This is a genomic window from Streptomyces lacrimifluminis, assembly GCF_014646095.1.
In the GTDB taxonomy this organism is placed as follows: Bacteria; Actinomycetota; Actinomycetes; order Streptomycetales; family Streptomycetaceae; genus Streptomyces; species Streptomyces lacrimifluminis.
On the sequence record NZ_BMMU01000034.1, the window covers coordinates 1 to 17,156 of the forward strand.

The following is a 17,156-nucleotide window of genomic DNA, read 5'->3' on the forward strand; positions in this document are numbered from 1 at the left end:
TGGCACACCCCGCAGGCCTGGATCCGCACCAGCGCCTCGCCCGGCCCGGGGTCCGGCACGATGATCGTCTCCAGGCTGACGGGGGCGCCCTTGCCCCGCGCGACGACAGCACGGACCTGGTGAGTCATGGCCACTCCTCGGCTGGTACGAAACTCGGCTGGTACGTAACTCGGCTGATGCGAGCCTGGATGTTTCTTATTACGGCACACATCTCATGTGCCGCAACACAGCATCATGGAGCGCCGAGCGCCGGTCAAGGAGCCGAAGGAAAGGAGTCGAAGGAGTCAGACGTTCCTCCGGTACTGCCCCCCGATCTCGAAGAACGCCTCGGTGACCTGGCGCAGGGTGCACACCCTGGCTGCCGCCATCAGGGCCTCGAAGGCGTTGTCGCCGCCCACGGCGGCCTCCTTCAGATGGGCGAGTGCCTGCGTGGCCTCCGTTCCGTGCGTGTTCCGGAAGTCGCGGACGCGCGCGAGCTGGGACTCCTTCTCCGTCTCCGTGGCACGGGCGAGCTCGACCTCGTGGGGCGCTCCCTCACCGCCGGGCCGTCGGAAGGTGTTGACGCCGATGATGGGCAGCGTGCCGTCGTGCTTGCGCTGCTCGTACAGCATCGACTCGTCCTGGATGCGCCCACGCTGGTAGCCGGTCTCCATCGCGCCGAGTACGCCACCACGCTCGTTGATCCGGTCGAACTCGGCGAGCACAGCCTCCTCGACCAGGTCGGTGAGCCGATCGATGATGAACGACCCCTGGAGCGGGTTCTCGTTCATCGCGAGTCCCCACTCACGGTTGATGATGAGCTGGATGGCCAGCGCCCGCCGCACCGACTCCTCGGACGGGGTCGTGACGGCCTCGTCGTAGGCGTTGGTGTGCAGGGAGTTGGCGTTGTCGTAGATGGCGATCAGGCCCTGCAGGGTGGTGCGGATGTCGTTGAAGTCCATCTCCTGGGCGTGCAGGGACCGCCCGGAGGTCTGCACGTGGTACTTCAGCTTCTGGCTGCGGTCCCCTGCCCCGTACCGCTCCTTCATCGCCACGGCCCAGATCCGGCGGGCGACCCGGCCCAGCACGGAGTACTCGGGGTCCATGCCGTTGGAGAAGAAGAACGACAGGTTGGGCGCGAAGTCGTCGATGCGCATACCGCGTGCCAAGTAGGCCTCGACATAGGTGAATCCGTTGGCCAGGGTGAAGGCCAGCTGGCTGATCGGGTTCGCCCCGGCCTCGGCGATGTGGTAGCCGGAGATGGACACCGAGTAGAAGTTGCGGACCTTCTGCTCGATGAACCACTCCTGGATGTCGGCCATCATCCGCAGGCTGAACTCGGTGGAGAACAGGCAGGTGTTCTGCCCCTGGTCCTCCTTGAGGATGTCGGCCTGCACGGTGCCGCGCACGTTCGCGAGCGCGTATGCCCGCAGCTCGGCGGCCTCCTCGGGCGAGGGGTCCCGCCCTTCCGCCGCCCGGAACTTCTCCACCTGCTGATCGATGACGGTGTTGAGGAAGAAGGCCAGTACGGTCGGCGCCGGGCCGTTGATCGTCATCGACACCGAGGTCGTCGGCGCGACGAGGTCGAACCCGTCGTAGAGCGCCTTCATGTCATCGAGGGTGGCCACCGAGACGCCGGACGTGCCGACCTTGCCGTAGATGTCGGGGCGTTCGTCGGGGTCACGGCCGTAGAGGGTGACGGAGTCGAAGGCGGTGGACAGCCGGGTGGCCGGCTGGCCCTCGGAGAGCAGCTTGAAGCGCCGGTTGGTACGGAAGGGGTCGCCCTCTCCGGCGAACATCCGCGCCGGGTCCTCACCGTCGCGCTTGAAGGGGAACACCCCGGCGGTGAACGGGAAGAGGCCGGGCAGGTTCTCCCGGCGCCAGAACCGCACCAGCTCGCCGTGGTCGGTGAACGCGGGCAACGCGACGCGCGGAATCCTGTTCCCCGACAGGGACTCGCGGTTCAGCTTCGTGCGGATCTCCCGGTCCCGTACCTTCACCACCTGCTCGTCACCGGAGTACGACGCCACGACCGCGGGCCAGTTGACGATCTGGTCCCCGATCTCGTGCGGGAGGTCCCGGCGGGCGTCGGCGAGCAACGACTCCACGTTCGCCGCATCGGCCCCGGCCTCGACGAGCTCGCCCCTGACGGCATCCAGCCGCTGCACTCGCCGAGCCGTATCGGCCAGCGCCTCGGTCCGGTCGTGGTACGCGCGGACCGCCTCCGTGATCTCGGCGAGGTAGCGCACCCGCTCGGCGGGCACCACCCGCCGGATGCCGGAGGAGTGCCGTACGGCGACCGGCGCGAGGGTGCCTTCGACCAGCGGCAGCCCTCGCTCGGCCAGACCGGCCCTCAGGTGCTGGTAGAGCGCGGTGACGCCGTCGTCGTTGAACGTGGCCGCCGAGGTGCCGTACACCGGCATGTCCTCCGGCTTCTTGCCGAACGCCTCGCGGTTGCGGACCAGTTGGCGGCCCACGTCACGCATCGCGTCCTTGGCGCCGCGCCGCTCGAACTTGTTGATCGCCACGACGTCGGCGAAGTCGAGCATGTCGATCTTCTCCAGCTGCGAGGCGGCACCGAACTCCGGCGTCATCACGTACATCGACGTGTCGACGTACGGCACGATCGCCGCGTCGCCCTGGCCGATGCCCGGTGTCTCCACGATCACCAGGTCGAAGCCTGCGGCCTTGACCACGTCGATCACGTCGGACAGGTGCTCGGGCAGCTCACGGCTGCCGCGGGTGGCCAGGCTCCGGAAGAAGACCCGGCCGCCGTCCAGGGAGTTCATCCGGATGCGGTCGCCGAGCAGCGCCCCGCCGCCCCGACGTCGGGTGGGGTCGACGGCGATCACCGCGATCCGCAGCTTGTCCTGCTGGTCGACCCGGAACCGCCGTACCAGCTCATCCGTGAGCGACGACTTCCCGGAGCCGCCGGTACCGGTGATACCGAGGACGGGCGTGACCCGCGCCGCGGCAGCGGCACGCACCTGCTCCAGCAGCTCCGGGGGCAGCTTGCCCAGTTCCGCACCGGTGATCGCGCGGGCGATGGCGAAGCGGTCGCCGGTCAGAACGGCGGCGGCATCGACCGACCTGCTCTCCCAGAGGTCGAAGTCGCAGTCCTTGACGACCGAGTTGACCATCCCGGCGAGGCCCATCCGCTGTCCGTCCTCGGGCGAGAAGATGGTCACGCCGCTGCGGCGCAGCCGGGTGATCTCCTCGGGCACGATGACGCCACCGCCGCCCCCGACCACCTGGATGTGCTCGGCCCCCTGCCCGCGCAGCGACTCGACGAGATACTCGAAGTACTCCACATGCCCGCCCTGGTACGACGAGACGGCCACCCCGTGCGCGTCCTCCTCCAGCGCCGCGTCCACGACCTCCCGCACCGACCGGTTGTGCCCCAGGTGGATCACCTCGGCACCCTGGGACTGGAAGATCCGCCGCATGATGTTGATCGAGGCGTCATGCCCGTCGAACAGCGCCGAGGCGGTGACCAGCCGGACGGGGTGCACAGGTCGGTGGAGATCGTTCATGGTCATGGGGGCCTTCCCAAAACGCGCCCGGGAGCGCGACATGAATTTAGTTGGACGTCCTAGTAACCAGGATACTAGGACGTCCAAGTAAATGGCGGGAGTGACGCGTCTCGCCAGCCCTCCCTGCGCTTGAGGACCAGGCCCGCATTTCCAGCCCGTCGACGTTTGAGGACGAGGCCGTTCAGGCCGACAGCGGGGGTCCGGGGGCGCCAGCCCTCAGGAACGGGATGGGACGGGCAGGGGCGGCGGGGGCGAAGAAACACCCCCCACCCACAATGTGCCGCACGCCATTATGCAACTAGTTGCACAACCCCTCCCCCGTCCTCTACAAAGGCAGGACAGACCCAGCCCGCCCCGCCCCGCCCTCGGAGGCCCGCCCCCATGAGCCGATACCCCCACCTGCTGACCCCCCTGAACCTGGGCTTCACCACCCTCCCCAACCGCGTCCTCATGGGCTCCATGCACGTGGGCCTGGAAGAAGCCGAACACGGCTTCGAGCGCATGGCGGAGTTCTACGCGGCCCGCGCCCGCGGCGGCGTCGGCCTCATCGTCACCGGCGGCATCGCCCCCAACGACGCCGGCCGCCCGGGCGAGGGCGGCGCCAAGCTCACCACCGACGCGGAAGCCGACCAGCACCGGACGATCACCGACGCCGTACACCGCGAGGGCGGCAGGATCGCGATGCAGATCCTGCACTTCGGCCGCTACGCCTACCACCGGGACCTGGTCGCACCGAGCCCCCTCCAGGCCCCCATCAGCCCCTTCCCCCCGCACGAGCTCACCGACGCCGAGATCGAACAGACCATCGACGACTACGCCCACACCGCCCTCCTCGCCCGCCGGGCCGGCTACGACGGCGTCGAGATCATGGGCTCCGAGGGCTATCTGATCAACGAGTTCATCGCCACGCAGACCAACCACCGCACCGACCGCTGGGGCGGCTCCTACGAGAACCGCACCCGCTTCCCCCTCGAGATCGTGCGGCGGGTGCGCGAGGCGGTCGGCGAGGACTTCATCGTCATCTACCGCCTGTCGATGCTGGACCTGGTACCGGGCGGCTCCACGCTCGACGAGGTGATCACCCTCGCCCGGGCCGTCGAGGCGGCCGGCGCGACCATCATCAACACCGGCATCGGCTGGCACGAGGCCCGGATCCCCACCATCGCCACCTCGGTGCCGCGCGGCGCGTACACCTGGGTGACGAAGAGGCTGATGGGCGAGGTCGGCATTCCCCTGGTGACCACCAACCGCATCAACACCCCCGAAGTCGCCGAGGAGTTGCTCGCCGACGGGTGCGCGGACATGGTGTCGATGGCCCGCCCGATGCTCGCCGACCCCGACTTCGTCAACAAGGCGAGCGAGGGGCGCCCCGAAGCCATCAACACCTGCATCGGCTGCAACCAGGCCTGCCTGGACCACACCTTCAGCGGCAAGATCACCTCCTGCCTGGTCAACCCGCGCGCCTGTCACGAGACGGAGCTCGTCCTCTCACCGACCAAGCTGCGCAAGCGAGTTGCCGTCGTCGGCGCCGGCCCCGCCGGACTCGCCTGCGCCGTCTCCGCCGCCGAACGCGGCCACCAGGTCACCCTCTTCGACGCCGCCCCGGAGATCGGCGGCCAGCTGAACGTCGCCCGCAAGGTCCCCGGCAAGCAGGAGTTCGACGAGACCCTGCGCTACTTCCGCCACCAGCTCGACGCCCACGGCGTGGACGTACGCCTCAACACCCCTGTGAACGAAGGCAGTCTGACCACGTACGACGAGATCGTCGTCGCCACCGGCGTGACCCCTCGTACCCCCGACATCCCCGGCGTCGACCACCCGAGCGTCCTCAGTTACCTCGACGTGCTGCGCGACAACGCGCCAGTCGGCGACCGCGTCGCGATCCTCGGCGCGGGCGGCATCGGCTTCGACGTCGCCGAGTACCTCACCGACGGCGGCGACAAGACGAGCGAGGACCCGGCGGCGTACTTCCGCGCCTGGGGCGTCGACATGGACTACCGCGCCCCGGGCGGACTGGCCGCACCCGAACGCCCCGCCCCTCCCCGCAGCGTCCACCTGCTCCAGCGCAAGGCGTCCAAGGTCGGCGCCGGGCTCGGCAAGACCACCGGCTGGATCCACCGCACCGAACTCAAGCACCGTGGCGTCACCATGGTCCCGGGCGTGCGGTACGACCGGATCGACGACGCCGGTCTGCACATCACCGTCGACGGCACCTCCACCGTCCTGCCGGTCGACACCGTCGTCCTGTGCACCGGCCAGGACCCGCGCCGCGACCTGTACGACGAGCTGCTCGCCGCCGGCCGCAGCGTGCACCTGATCGGCGGTGCCGACGTGGCCGCCGAACTGGACGCCAAACGCGCCATCAAGCAGGGCACCGAGCTCGCCGCGGCACTCTGACGGCCGTACGAGCACCCGATCACCCGAGCGCAGGCCGGCCAACCCCAGCGTCGCCGATCCCTAGGGCCTGTCGTTTGGATCACGCCTGGGCCGCGGGGTGTGGTGCGCACTCCCCCGGAGGGGGGACCCCATCGTGTCGACGCCCTCCTCCGCCATGCAGCCGCACGCACCACACCCCGCTCACCGGCGGACAACAGCACCGCAACCCGAAGTCAGCGTGATCCGAACGACAGACCCTAGGACTGAGCCATGTCCCTCCCGCACGCGATCCTCACCGCCCTGCTCGAAAAGCCGTCCTCGGGGCTGGAGTTGACCCGGCGGTTCGACAAGTCGATCGGCTACTTCTGGTCGGCCACGCATCAGCAGATCTATCGCGAGCTGGGAAAACTGGAGGCCGAGGGGCACATCCGCGCCCTGCCCGCCGAGCAGCCGACCCGCGGTCAGAAGAAGAGCTACGAGGTCCTGCCCGCGGGCCGCGCCGAGCTGGCCCGCTGGACCGCCTCGTCCCAGGACCCCAAGCCCTACCGCGACACGATGCTGCTGCGACTGCGCGCCTCGGCGGTCGTCGGCACCGAAGGCATCGAGGCCGACCTGCGCCGCCATCTGGCGCTGCACCAGCAGCAGTTGGCCGAGTACCAGGACATCGAGGAGCGGGACTTCCCGCCCGGTGCGGCCAGCCCCCAGGGCCGCCTCCAGCACCTGGTCCTGCGCGCGGGCATCGACCTGGAGACCTTCTGGACCCAGTGGCTCACGCACGCCCTGGCGGAGTTCACGGAGCTGCCCGGCGAAAACCGGTGAGCGCCCCGTCCCCGAGAACGGGCCTCGGACACAGGACGCTCCTGCCGGTCGACTCGATCGACGCAACCAGCGCGACCGGTTCAGCCGGTTCAGCCGGTTCAGCCGTTGCAACCGACTTAAGTGGGTGGGCAGTTGACCGTCAGAGCCGGAAGACATCGAGGAACGAACTCCAGAACCCCTTCTTGCGCTGTTCCTGACGGCCCGCCGGGGCGGGGGTCTGCTGCGGCGCCGGACGAGGCACCGGCTCGGCCGCCGCCGCTGGCGTCAGGTTGCGCAGGGCCGTCGTCATCCGGGTGGCCGGCGTCGGACCGAACCGCACCGGCAGCGCCACCAGGGCGCGGTGGAAGGGGCCGGGACGCCACATCAGGCTGTCCTGCGGGACCGCGAGGGTCAGGTCGGGCAGCGCGTTGAGGATCCTCTCGATCGCCGTGAGCGCGATGACCTGGGCCGGGTCCTTGGCGGGACAGGCGTGCGGGCCCGCGCCGAACGCGAGATGCGCGCCCTTACTGGCCAGCTGCCGGGCCTCGTTGAGGGCCGGGTCGCTGTTGGCGGCGGCGAAGCTGACGACGACCGGGCTGTTCGCGTCGACCGGTACACCGCCGAGGTCGACGTCCTGCAACGGGTAGTGCGTCGCGTAGTTGGCGATGGGCGGGTTGTTCCACAGCACATGCTCGATGGCTTCCTCGACCAGCATGCCGCTGCCGCGCCCGGACGGGCCGTCGGTCAGCAGCAGGAGCAGGGAGCTGGCTATGAGGTTGCGCTCGGGTTCGAGTCCCGCGCCCATCAACACGATCAGCTGGTACCGGAGTTCGTCGTCGCTGAGGCCCGCCGGGTGCTGGATGAGCCAGGACGTCACGTCGTCGCCCGGCTCACGGCGCTTGAGCGTGATCAGTTCCAGAAGGGAACCTGCCACCTCCTCAAGGCCCTTCTGGGCGTCCTCGCCGTCGAACATGGCGGCCATACCGGTGGTGAGGCGGTCGCCGATGTCGGCCGGGCAGCCGAAGATCTTGTTGAACAGAAGCAGCGGCACCAGCTTGGCGAAGTCGTTGAGGAGGTCGGCGCGGCCCCGCTCACTGAACTGGTCGATCAGGTAGTCGGCGATCGGCTCCACGTCCCGGCGGATCCGGCTGATGCTCAGCTTGGCCAGGCTCTCGGTGACGGCCTTGCGCAGCCGCAGGTGCACGGCCCCGTCGGTGAACAGGACGTTGGGCTGGTAGGCCATCATCGGCAGGACCGGGCTGTCGAGGGAGATGCGGCCCTCGTTGAGGGCGGCCCAGCGGCGCGAGTCACGGGAGAACAGGGTGGTGTTCTGGAGCACCCTGAGGGCCATCTCGTGCTGGACGACGAGCGTGGCGTCCACCCCGGGGGCGAGCTCGACGGGTGCCGCCGGGCCGTAGGCGCGCATCTGGTCGTAGGCGCGGTGCGGTTCGGCGGCGAAGTCGGCGCCGTGCATGGGGCATCTGGCGGGCGCGCTCGGCGTGGCACCCGCGTGCTGTGTGTCCATTGAAGGTTCCTTAGGATTCCCCGCGCGTCGGGGCGGGGGACGGGGGTGAGGAAAAACCTTGTGCGCGGCGGTGTCCGGGACGGCCGGGATGGTCCGGACCCCTGACCGGACCCCCGGTCCGGACCCCCGGTGCGGGGAGGGGCCCGGCAGGGAGGGACCGGGGCTCAGGCCGCGCGGGTGAGCAGGTGCTGGACGAGGGCGATCAGGGCCCTCGCCGAGGACGTCTGGTCCCGGGCGTCGCAGTAGACGACCGGGGTGTCGGGCAGCAGGTCGAGGGCCTCGCGGATCTCGTCCTCGTCGAACTCGGCCGTAGCGTCGAAGGTGTTGACGGCGATGGCGTACTCCAGGCCGTACTTCTCGACCAGGTCGATCACCGGAAACGTTTCAGCCAGCCGGGACGGGTCGACCAGGAGCAGTGCTCCGAGTGCGCCGCGGGCCATGTCCTCCCACAGCTGCATGAAGCGCTGCTGACCGGGCGTACCGAACAGGTACAGCACCAGTTCGTCGCTCAGCGTGAGCCGGCCGAAGTCCAGCGCGACCGTTGTCGTCACCTTGTCCGGCGCGCCCTTCAGGTCGTCCACGTGGGCGGACGCCTCGGTCATCTTCTCCTCGGTGCGCAGCGGGGCGATCTCCGACAGCGAGCCGATGTACGTGGTCTTGCCCACGGCGAAGTGCCCTACGACAAGGATCTTCGCGGTGGTGGTGACCGCGTCTGAGACGTAGATCGTCTCAGCCGTAGAGCGATTCGAGTCCATGCAGCACCTTTTCGATGATTCCTCTGTCGACGGACTGGGCGCGTGGGGGCGCGGCACGGCGCAGGAGATGACCCTGTTCGAATAAATCGGTCAGCAGGAGTCGGGCGACCCCCACCGGCAGCGACAGGTGCGCGGCGACCTCCGCGACCGAGAGGTAGCCGCCACCGCACAGGTCCCAGATGGCCCGTACCTCGGGGCTGGAGCCGAGCGGCAGCTCCCGGTCGGGAGCCAGCGTGACCAGGGTGTGCAGGGACAGGTCGTCGGCGGTCGGCAGCCGTCGTCCGCCCGTGATGACGTACGAGCGGACGAAGTCGCCGGCGACCGTGACCGGAGCTTCCTCGCCGTGGGCGTTCATGCGTCGGCACCGGCGTTCTGACGCGGCGGGGTGGTCATCGCCTTGCCGAGCGCCCCCACCTGCTGCTGCATACGGAAGGACATGGCCTCCATGTCGACGTCCAGCGCTGCCGACACGGCGAGGTAGGCGCCGCTGCCCGCGGCTATGAGGAAGATCCAGCCGCCGTCGTACTCGATCAGCGTCTGCTTCCACAGACCGAGTCCGGAGCCGACAAAGGGGGCGACGGCACGGCTGAGGGACTGCATCGAGCTCATCGCGGCGGCGTTGGTCTCCGCCGCGTCGCGGTCGATGTCACTGGACCGCTCCAGCAGCAGGCCGTCGGCCGAGACGAGGATCGCGTGACGGGCGCCGCGCACCTGCAGCACGTCGTTCAGCACCCACGACAGATCGGGATTCACTGGTCCTGTGGTCCTTCCATGGTCGTCGTGTCCCGCCCGAGCAGCGTTCCGCGCTGGAACGCACCGATACGTGAGGCCGTCACCTCGTTGTTGTGCTCCGCCGGCTCCGGCGGTGGTGGCACCACCGCCACCGGGCTGCCGCGCCGCCGCCGCTTGGGCAGTCCGCCGGCCGTCGTCCCGATCGGACGCGGCGGTCCACCGGGCGTGGCCACCGGGGTCAGCCGCTGCGGAGCGACCGGAACCTCGGTCCGGGGTTCGGCCTTGGCCGCCCCGCCCTCGGGCTCGGGAACGTCCGTCGTCAACAGGTTCTCCGGCAAGAGAATCACCGCCCGTACGCCGCCGTAGGGTGACACCGAGTCGACCGACACCTTGAAGCCGTACCGGGTGGCGAGCATCCCGGACACGGCGAAGCCGAACTTCGGCGGGTCGCCGAGGCTCGTGATGTCGACCGGTGCCTGGGGGGAGAGCAGAACGGAGGCCCGCGCCTTCTCCTCCGTGTTCATGCCGAGGCCGGCGTCGTCGACGATCAGGCAGACACCGGTGGGTACGGCCTGGATGTTGATGTCGACGCGGGTGCCGGGCGCGCTGTAGTTGGTGGCGTTGGCCAGCAGTTCGGCCAGGACCACCGCGATGGGCTCGACGGCCCGGCTGGCCACCGTGACGTTCACCTGGGTGTTGATGGTGACGCGGTCGAAGTGCTTGATGCGGCCCTGGGCGCTGCGGGCGACGTCGTACACGGAGGCGGTGGACTCGCGCCGGCCGAGCCAGCCGCCGCACAGCACGGCGATGCCCTGTGCACGCCGGCCGAACTGGCTGTTGGTGTGGTCGATCATCATCAGGTCGCCGAGGACCTGTTCGTCGTCGCCGTAGCGGCGCTGCGACTTCTCGATGATGAGCTGCTGTTCGTCGGCGAGCACCTGAAGCGTCCGCATCGCGGACTTCAGGACGGCCTTGGTGTCCTCCTCCGCGTCCTTGCGCACCCCCGCCAGCTCGCCTGCGTGCTGTGCGTTCAGTTGGGCGTATTCCGCATAGAGGCGGTCGCGTTCACTCTGTACGGCTTCACGGGCGCTCTGCAGGTCGCTGTTCTTCCTGCGGAGCGCCATGTTGGTTCTCCGGGCCCGCATCACTGCGACGACCGCAGCGACCAGGACCACGAGCAAGATCCACAGTAGTGGATCCTGGATCAATGACGTCATGAGACTCTCTTCAAGTCGCCTTGCGACAGGAGCAGTTGCAGTCCGACGGGTCCTGGCCCGGAACTCGGGCCCCGCCCGGTGGCGTACCTTACCTGCGGACCAACTCAGCCACTCCTTCGCGATGGGGCCCTTAGAGACTGTCCCCCGTGCGCGTGGCGCCTCAGCCTACTGAAAGTGGGATGATCTTATCAGTCAAGGGACCGTCAAAAAGGTTCCGCTTAGGCTTACTTGGAGACCTTCACACAGGATTCGCCAACGGGCCCACGACAGTTAAGGCTCGACGCCGTCCGTACGCACACACAGGCCCGCTCCCCGGAGAACAGGGGAGCGGGCCTGTGTGTGCGTACGGCTCAGGCGGCCTGGGCGCCGAAATCGGCCTCGTCGGGCCGCCAGTAGACGCCGTCGCCGCGCCGCAGGTGGTTCAGGTCCACCAGATACCGGCGCAGCGTCACATGGTCGATACGGCTCGCGCCCTCGCACCACACCCGCAGCCGCTCGTCGACGAGCCGCTCCGCGTACTCGACGCCGGGCTCGAAGGTCTCCTCGGCGATGTGCCGGAGCACGATCAGCTTCCGGCTCCAGCGGGCGGGCAGCCGCACGAGTCGACCGTCCTCCCGTACGAAGGTCCGCAACACGTTCTCGGTCTGCTGCCGCGCGTTCTGCTCGGCTTGGTCGGATGCCATGCCCGCGAGGCTAACCCGTGCGCGGGCGGTGTCCCACCACTTTTCCCGTCACCTTTCCCCTGCCCGCTCTTCGAAAAGGGTGACGCCCGGCCGAACGCCGTTACCAGGCGTGAGCGAGCGCGTTGTAGGGGAAGTGCGGGCGCGAGTCGAGTGTCCGCACTCATCGAACCAAAGGAGAACGTGATGTCTCGCATCGCGAAGGCAGCCGTCGCCGCGCTCGGCACCGGTGCCGTGGTGCTCGGCGGTGCCGGTATGGCCACGGCTGACGCGGATGCCCACGCCGCGGCGGTCGGCTCGCCCGGCGTCCTGTCCGGCAACGTCCTGCAGATCCCGGTCCACGTGCCCGTCAACGTGTGCGGGAACACGGTCAACGTCGTCGGTCTGCTGAACCCGGCATTCGGCAATACCTGCATCAACGCCAGCAACGACGACGACAAGAAGAACGACGACAAGAACGGCAACCACGGCCCCAGCGGCTACGGCAGCTGACCCGCCCTACGCAAGCACCGGAAGAGCCCCGACGGTCCCACCGTCGGGGCTCTTCCATGTCCGTACCTCTTACCTCGTACCTCCTACGCGTACCGGTAGACGGCGCTGTGGTCCTCCAGCTGGTCCGGCGTCAGGTCCCACGGCGGCAGCGTCTCGTGCCGGGCGACGACCCGGCCGCGCTGCGCGTCGCCCAACCGCGGCGGCCGGTCGGGCAGATAGCGGGCACCGGTACCGTGCCGGCGCTGCCAGCGCGACCAGCACAGGTCGACGAAGGCGTGGTGCAGCCAGAAGACGGGATCGTTGACGGAGGCTCCGCCGACCATGTGCCCGCCGACCCAGCGATGGACGCGGTTGTGGTTGCGCCACGAGCCGGGGCCCCGCCCGCTCCCCCACCCTTCGAGCCGGTTGCGGAACCCCCTCGCGGACGTCGAGTTCCACGGCGACACGTCGTAGACGGGATCGGCGAGGGCCGAGTCCAGGTCCCGCCGGGTCGGCAGCGTGAGCGGCTCGCGGGCGCGGCCGAGGTCCCGGGTGAGGAACTCGCCGTCGGTGACGCTCTCCTTGATGGTCCAGTCACCGTGGTCGTAGGCGAAGGGCCCGGTCATGACCCGCTGGTCGAAGGAGCGCCCGGTGCCCCCGAGCAGGTCCTCGCGCCAGGGCACGCCGGCCGTCGTACGGTCCCGGGTCCAGTCCCAGTACGGCAGCGTCACCGACGGGTCCACCCGCTGCAACGCCTGCTCCAGGTCCAGCAGGAACTGCCGGTGCCACGGGAGGAAGGACGGCGCCATGTGAGCCGTACGCAGCCCCTTCTCGCCGTCGGAGACGTAGTACTCGATGTGGACGCGCACGAACTCGTCGTACTCGCCCCGCCGTTTGACCTCCAGGAGCGCCCGGACGAACCGCCTCCGCTCGGAACGCGTCAGCGTGCTGACGTCCTTACGCGTGTACGCCATGACCGCCCTCTCCCACGCCGTCGACCGTCAACCGCCGCCCCGGCCCCAGCTCGTCGACGGCGGCACGGGCCGCCTCCAGGGCCGTGGGGTACGAGCGGTAGTGGTCGACCATGCTCAGATACGTCCCGTCCGCGCGCCGCATCAGATGCAGGGGCCGCCCGTCGACGGTGACGTGCCACCGGCCGCCGCCGGGCGGGCGCAGGGCCTGCGCCATGTGGTCGAGGTGATCCGCACGCTCGGCGCCGGACTTCATACCCCGCAGATGGCGGCCCCGGTACGTCTCGTCGAACGACGCCGCCTCGTCGCCGTCCTGGTCCCGTCGGGGCCACGCGGCGGCGATGACCGGGACCACGGCCAGGGCGAGGGCCGACACGCACAGGGCACGCATCGCTTCCCGCCGCGTACCGGAACAGGCACGGGGGCCTTCCGGTCCCCGCGGCACTCTGCTGACGAACAACGCTCTCTCCCCATCTTCTCGTTCGGTTCGTTCAGGAACGGCGACCGCCCGGTGACCGGGCCCGGGTGTCAACCCCGGGCCCAGAGAGTCCAGTTCGTCAGAGCCGGGGACTGCCCCGGACTACAGCGAGCCGAGTCCCAGGACACCCGTGGGGGCCGTCTGCAGCAGCGGCGTGAGCACGGCGGCCTGCGGCTCCTTGAGCGTCGGCAGGCCGAACACGTCGGGGTTCGACGCGGTCATCGGGGTGTCCACGGACAGACCGGGGGTCAGGGTCCGCAGGTCCGCCGCGGGAACGCTGGCGCCGGCCTCGTCGAAGCCCTTCCCGAGCACCTGCGGCAGCGGCGTCTGGGCCGACAGACCGGGCAGCGCGGCGCCCATCGGCACCTGCGGCAGCGCGCTGTCCGGGATCATCCGCCCCTCGACGTACCGCGGCCCCTCGGGCACGCCCGGCGTCAGCAGCGGCAGTTCGCCGCCGACCTTGGGCAGGCTCAGGTTGAGGGACTTCTCGACGCCGTCCAGCGGGACGGGTACGGGGACCGTGTCGGCCGCGACGGCGGGGGCCGCGGAGCTGACCGCCGCCGCCACGCCGGTGAGGACGGCGGCGGCAAGGATTCGAGTGGTCGACTTCATGACAGGTACGGTCCTTTTCAGGAATCGGGGGGTATTCGTCCGTATCGCGTAACGATCCTGGGAACCGCATCAGCTCAAGATTCCCCCGTGTGGTGCATTAATCGTCCGATCAGCCTGGGCGGGCGGCCCGGCCCGGCCCGGACGACCGTCCCACCCGCCCGGGCATCCGGACTTCGCCGCTCGCCCTTCGGCTGTCGCTCGGCCGTCAGCGCAGGTTGCGGGCCGGGAGGATGACGTGGGCCGCGGCCGTCAGGGTCTCCTCGGCGCCCGCGAAGGCGGCCAGCGCCTCCGGCTCGACGGGCTTGCCGGGCTGGGCCTCGGGCCAGGCGCGGGTGGTGAACACCAGGTAGGCGAAGCCCCGTTCGGCGACCGCGGTGAGCCACTCCGGGGGCGGGGTGCACTGGGCGTTGAGCTGCGGCATGTTGACGACGGCGGACCCGGCCTCGACGAGCAGGCTGACCGGCAGGCTCGGGCGGGTGGAGCCGTCGACGATGTCGGCGCCGACCGGCAGACCGGTGTTGGCGAGGAGCTGCTCGACGGCGACGGCCGAGGCCTCCGGGCCGCCCTCGCCGTCCCCGAGGGAGTAGGCGAGGAGGTAGGGCATGTCGCCGTCGGGGGCCTCACCGCTCCAGGCCATCACGACGAGCGTGCCCAGGTCTGCGATGCGGAAAGGGCGCGTTTCGCTTGAGGTTGAGGTCACCGCGGAACCTTATCGACGGGATGTGACTCCCCCGGCCGCGTTCTCACTCGACCGGGGGATTTCCCGCCGGTATCCACACGAAAGAGGGACCGGACTCGAACAACGCGAAGGACCGATTCCGCCGAGCGGAATCGGTCCTTTCGAAACCCGTGTCAGCCCTGGAGAGGAAGACCGCCGAGCAGCCCGCCGTTCGCGTTGAGGGCGGTCGTCGCGCCCTTCACCGTGTTGAGCACCGAGTCCTTGTTCTCGGTGTCGAGCGCGTTCGACTGGTGCTGCAGCGGCTGCAGCTGCTCCACGTCGAGGGGGCCCTTGGCGATCGTGTCGACGGCGCCGTTGAGGCTGGTGGGCGTGAGGTCGGCGGTGTCGTGGGCGAACGCGGGCGCGGCAGCTCCGGCGATGACCAGGGACCCGGCAACAACAGCGGCAGCCTTCAGGGACTTCATCGTGTTCCTTTCTTCGGCAACTCATGTCACCAGAGGAAATTCTGTCGTCGTGCCTAACGAGCCCCGGTCACGGCGGAAACCCCGTACGCAGAAATTTCTGCGGCGCCGATGATTCCGGAACACGGAACGCGCCTCATAAGGATTGACGCACAAGCGAAATCGACGCGCGGACAGAAGAACGGCCGCCGTGCCGACCGGGTAGGTCGGCACGGCGGCCGGGAGGACGCCCTGGAGCCTGCCCTAGCGGGCCGGCAGCGGCAGGGGCGGCACCGGGACCGGCAGCGGCGGTACCTCCACCGGCAGCTTGGGCAGCGGCGGCAGGCCTGCCAGGTCGGGTGCCGGCAGCCCGCCGCCGAGCAGGGTGGCGGCGACGAAACCGACGAGACTCGTCAACACTCCGGTGACAGCGGGGACGACGTTCGCGACATCGCCGGACGTGACCGCCTTGAGCAGTGTGTCGACCGACTTCTGCAGCACGGCGAGCGCGTCCCCCTTGATGTCGAGCGGCCCCTTGCCCGCCTTGGCGTCCTTGAGGCTCAGCGGGAGAGCGGGCGCGGGCGGCAGGGCGGGCGCCACCGGGAGAACCGGGGTCGCCGGCAGCGCCGGGACCTCCGGAGCCGCCGGAGTCGCCGGAGTCGCCGGCAGGGCCACCGGCAGAGTGGCCGGGACCTCCGGAGCCGCTGGCAGGGCCGGAGTCGCCGGAACCTCCGGGGTCGCAGGCAAGGCCGGGGCCGCCGGAACCTCCGGAAGTACCGGAGTCGCCGGAACCTCCGGGGTCGCCGGCAGGGCCGGAGCCGCCGGGACCTCCGGAGTCGCAGGCAGGGACACCGGCGGAGTGGCCGGGACCGGGGCCGCCGCCGTGGCCGCGGCGATGGCCGCCTTCACGGCGTCGCCCAGCTTCGTCGCCTCGTCCAGCGGCAGCTGGCCGTTGTCCGCCTTGAGCACGGCGGCCAGGAGATCCGTGACGGGTTTCAGTACGCCGCCCAGGTCGCCCAGCGACTTCACCTGCGCGAGGAGCGCGTCGGCGTTGGGGACGGGCGCCTGCGAAGCCACGTGGCCGCGCTCGCGGGCCGCGTCGCCGTCCGCCGCCAGGGCGGCCGGTGCGCCTATTCCGAGCAGGAAGGTGGCGCAGAGTGCGGTGGACGCGATACGCCGTGCGGGCAGAGCAGGCATGGAGGTTTCCTTTCGGTGGTGCGGTGGTGTGCCGGACGGTGTGTCCGCTGTCGGATCCACCGTCAGATCCACCGTTGCCACCTGCAACCGGTCATCCACACAAAGCGACGGGATGTCCGCCGAGTCCCGTACGTCATCGCTGGTGAGGGCATATATCGGGGCCCACCCCGCGAGTCGGCCGCGCCGCCCGCCATTCGGGGCAAACACCGAAAACGCGAACCGGCCGCCCTCCCTGGAAGGGAGAGCGGCCGGCAGAAGGGTCCGCGCCGACTTACGTCAGTCGTTGACGCAGGTGTTGCCGAACGCCGGGTTCAGCAGACCGATGACGTTGACGGTGTTGCCGCAGACGTTGACCGGAACGTGGACCGGGACCTGCAGGACGTTGCCCGACAGGACACCCGGGGAGTGGGCAGCGGCGCCGTGCGCGTCGCTGTCGGCGGCGGCGACACCGGCGGTACCCGCCACGGCGGCGACGGCAACGGTGGAAAGGGCAAGGCCCTTCGCGATACGCGACATGGAGAAGTGCTCCTTGGGAGTTGTCACAAACAGTCGGGCGGGGATGCCCGGCGCTGTGTCAACGCGTGGCACGCGCCCGGGTTGTGCCGCCAATGGGGTGATCTCTCGAATCGCTCGGCTGCACGATTACGACACAGTCACCATGAATCACCAACAAATGCGCATAGCGGCTAGAGTGACTCACCTTCTGCCAGCCG

16 protein-coding genes and 2 pseudogenes are annotated in these 17,156 nt (G+C 69.7%); 3 read left to right on the forward strand and 15 right to left on the reverse strand.

Annotated features, from left to right (window positions below; genetic code table 11):
- Positions 1 to 128 (reverse strand): annotated as a pseudogene (locus IEY89_RS33915) (S-(hydroxymethyl)mycothiol dehydrogenase); the annotation flags it as partial.
- A gap of 156 nt (positions 129 to 284) precedes the next feature.
- Positions 285 to 3,512, reverse strand: a complete 3,228-nt coding sequence (gene icmF / locus IEY89_RS33920; RefSeq protein ID WP_189151434.1) for a fused isobutyryl-CoA mutase/GTPase IcmF — start codon at positions 3,510 to 3,512, stop codon at positions 285 to 287.
- 381 nt (positions 3,513 to 3,893) lie between these two features.
- Between icmF and IEY89_RS33925 the strand changes: the two genes are divergently transcribed.
- Both IEY89_RS33925 and IEY89_RS33930 read left to right on the forward strand, forming a co-directional pair.
- Positions 3,894 to 5,909 (forward strand): NADPH-dependent 2,4-dienoyl-CoA reductase, encoded by a 2,016-nt coding sequence (locus tag IEY89_RS33925; protein WP_189151382.1) that lies wholly within the window; start codon positions 3,894 to 3,896, stop codon positions 5,907 to 5,909.
- A 249-nt stretch (positions 5,910 to 6,158) separates the two neighbouring features.
- Positions 6,159 to 6,707: a PadR family transcriptional regulator gene (locus tag IEY89_RS33930; RefSeq protein WP_189151383.1), complete on the forward strand. Its 549-nt coding sequence runs from the start codon at positions 6,159 to 6,161 to the stop codon at positions 6,705 to 6,707.
- Between the two features lie 139 nt (positions 6,708 to 6,846).
- Here the strand turns inward: IEY89_RS33930 and IEY89_RS33935 are convergent, their stop codons facing one another.
- The 6 genes and pseudogenes from IEY89_RS33935 to IEY89_RS33960 form a co-directional block, all read right to left on the reverse strand.
- Positions 6,847 to 8,160, reverse strand: coding sequence for a cytochrome P450 family protein (locus IEY89_RS33935; protein WP_189151435.1), 1,314 nt, complete (start codon positions 8,158 to 8,160; stop codon positions 6,847 to 6,849).
- Positions 8,161 to 8,375: 215 nt separating this feature from the next.
- Positions 8,376 to 8,966 (reverse strand): GTP-binding protein, encoded by a 591-nt coding sequence (locus tag IEY89_RS33940; RefSeq protein ID WP_189151384.1) that lies wholly within the window; start codon positions 8,964 to 8,966, stop codon positions 8,376 to 8,378.
- On the reverse strand, positions 8,941 to 9,321 hold the full coding sequence (locus IEY89_RS33945) for a DUF742 domain-containing protein (protein ID WP_189151385.1): 381 nt from the start codon (positions 9,319 to 9,321) through the stop codon (positions 8,941 to 8,943). The genes IEY89_RS33940 and IEY89_RS33945 overlap by 26 nt, the downstream gene beginning before the upstream one ends.
- Entirely contained in the window at positions 9,318 to 9,719 is a 402-nt protein-coding gene (locus IEY89_RS33950; RefSeq protein ID WP_189151386.1) for a roadblock/LC7 domain-containing protein, read from the reverse strand. The genes IEY89_RS33945 and IEY89_RS33950 overlap by 4 nt, the downstream gene beginning before the upstream one ends.
- Positions 9,716 to 10,915, reverse strand: coding sequence for an ATP-binding protein (locus IEY89_RS33955; RefSeq protein ID WP_189151387.1), 1,200 nt, complete (start codon positions 10,913 to 10,915; stop codon positions 9,716 to 9,718). The genes IEY89_RS33950 and IEY89_RS33955 overlap by 4 nt, the downstream gene beginning before the upstream one ends.
- Positions 10,916 to 11,265: 350 nt before the next feature.
- Positions 11,266 to 11,550: pseudogene (locus IEY89_RS33960) on the reverse strand (DUF2087 domain-containing protein); the annotation flags it as partial.
- A gap of 231 nt (positions 11,551 to 11,781) precedes the next feature.
- Here IEY89_RS33960 and IEY89_RS33965 point away from each other — a divergent pair.
- A complete protein-coding gene (locus tag IEY89_RS33965; RefSeq protein ID WP_189151389.1) occupies positions 11,782 to 12,087 on the forward strand; it encodes a chaplin in 306 nt (101 codons plus the stop codon).
- Between the two features lie 83 nt (positions 12,088 to 12,170).
- Here IEY89_RS33965 and IEY89_RS33970 read toward each other — a convergent pair whose 3' ends face one another.
- The 7 genes from IEY89_RS33970 to IEY89_RS34000 form a co-directional block, all read right to left on the reverse strand.
- A complete protein-coding gene (locus IEY89_RS33970) occupies positions 12,171 to 13,040 on the reverse strand; it encodes a tyrosinase family protein (RefSeq protein ID WP_189151390.1) in 870 nt (289 codons plus the stop codon).
- Positions 13,024 to 13,428: a tyrosinase family oxidase copper chaperone gene (locus tag IEY89_RS33975; protein WP_189151391.1), complete on the reverse strand. Its 405-nt coding sequence runs from the start codon at positions 13,426 to 13,428 to the stop codon at positions 13,024 to 13,026. Before IEY89_RS33975 ends, IEY89_RS33970 begins: the two co-directional genes overlap by 17 nt.
- A 189-nt stretch (positions 13,429 to 13,617) precedes the next feature.
- The gene (locus IEY89_RS33980; protein ID WP_189151392.1) at positions 13,618 to 14,127 is read right to left on the reverse strand and encodes a hypothetical protein; all 510 of its coding nucleotides are present in this window, start codon (positions 14,125 to 14,127) and stop codon (positions 13,618 to 13,620) included.
- 205 nt (positions 14,128 to 14,332) lie between these two features.
- Positions 14,333 to 14,827: a DUF5949 family protein gene (locus IEY89_RS33985; protein WP_189151393.1), complete on the reverse strand. Its 495-nt coding sequence runs from the start codon at positions 14,825 to 14,827 to the stop codon at positions 14,333 to 14,335.
- Positions 14,828 to 14,979: 152 nt separating this feature from the next.
- Positions 14,980 to 15,270, reverse strand: coding sequence for a hypothetical protein (locus tag IEY89_RS33990; RefSeq protein ID WP_189151394.1), 291 nt, complete (start codon positions 15,268 to 15,270; stop codon positions 14,980 to 14,982).
- Positions 15,271 to 15,510: 240 nt separating this feature from the next.
- Complete coding sequence (locus tag IEY89_RS41085; protein WP_229695567.1) at positions 15,511 to 16,443, reverse strand: hypothetical protein; 933 nt, start codon at positions 16,441 to 16,443, stop codon at positions 15,511 to 15,513.
- 276 nt (positions 16,444 to 16,719) lie between these two features.
- Positions 16,720 to 16,959 (reverse strand): chaplin, encoded by a 240-nt coding sequence (locus IEY89_RS34000; protein WP_006382607.1) that lies wholly within the window; start codon positions 16,957 to 16,959, stop codon positions 16,720 to 16,722.
- Positions 16,960 to 17,156: the final 197 nt, after the last annotated feature.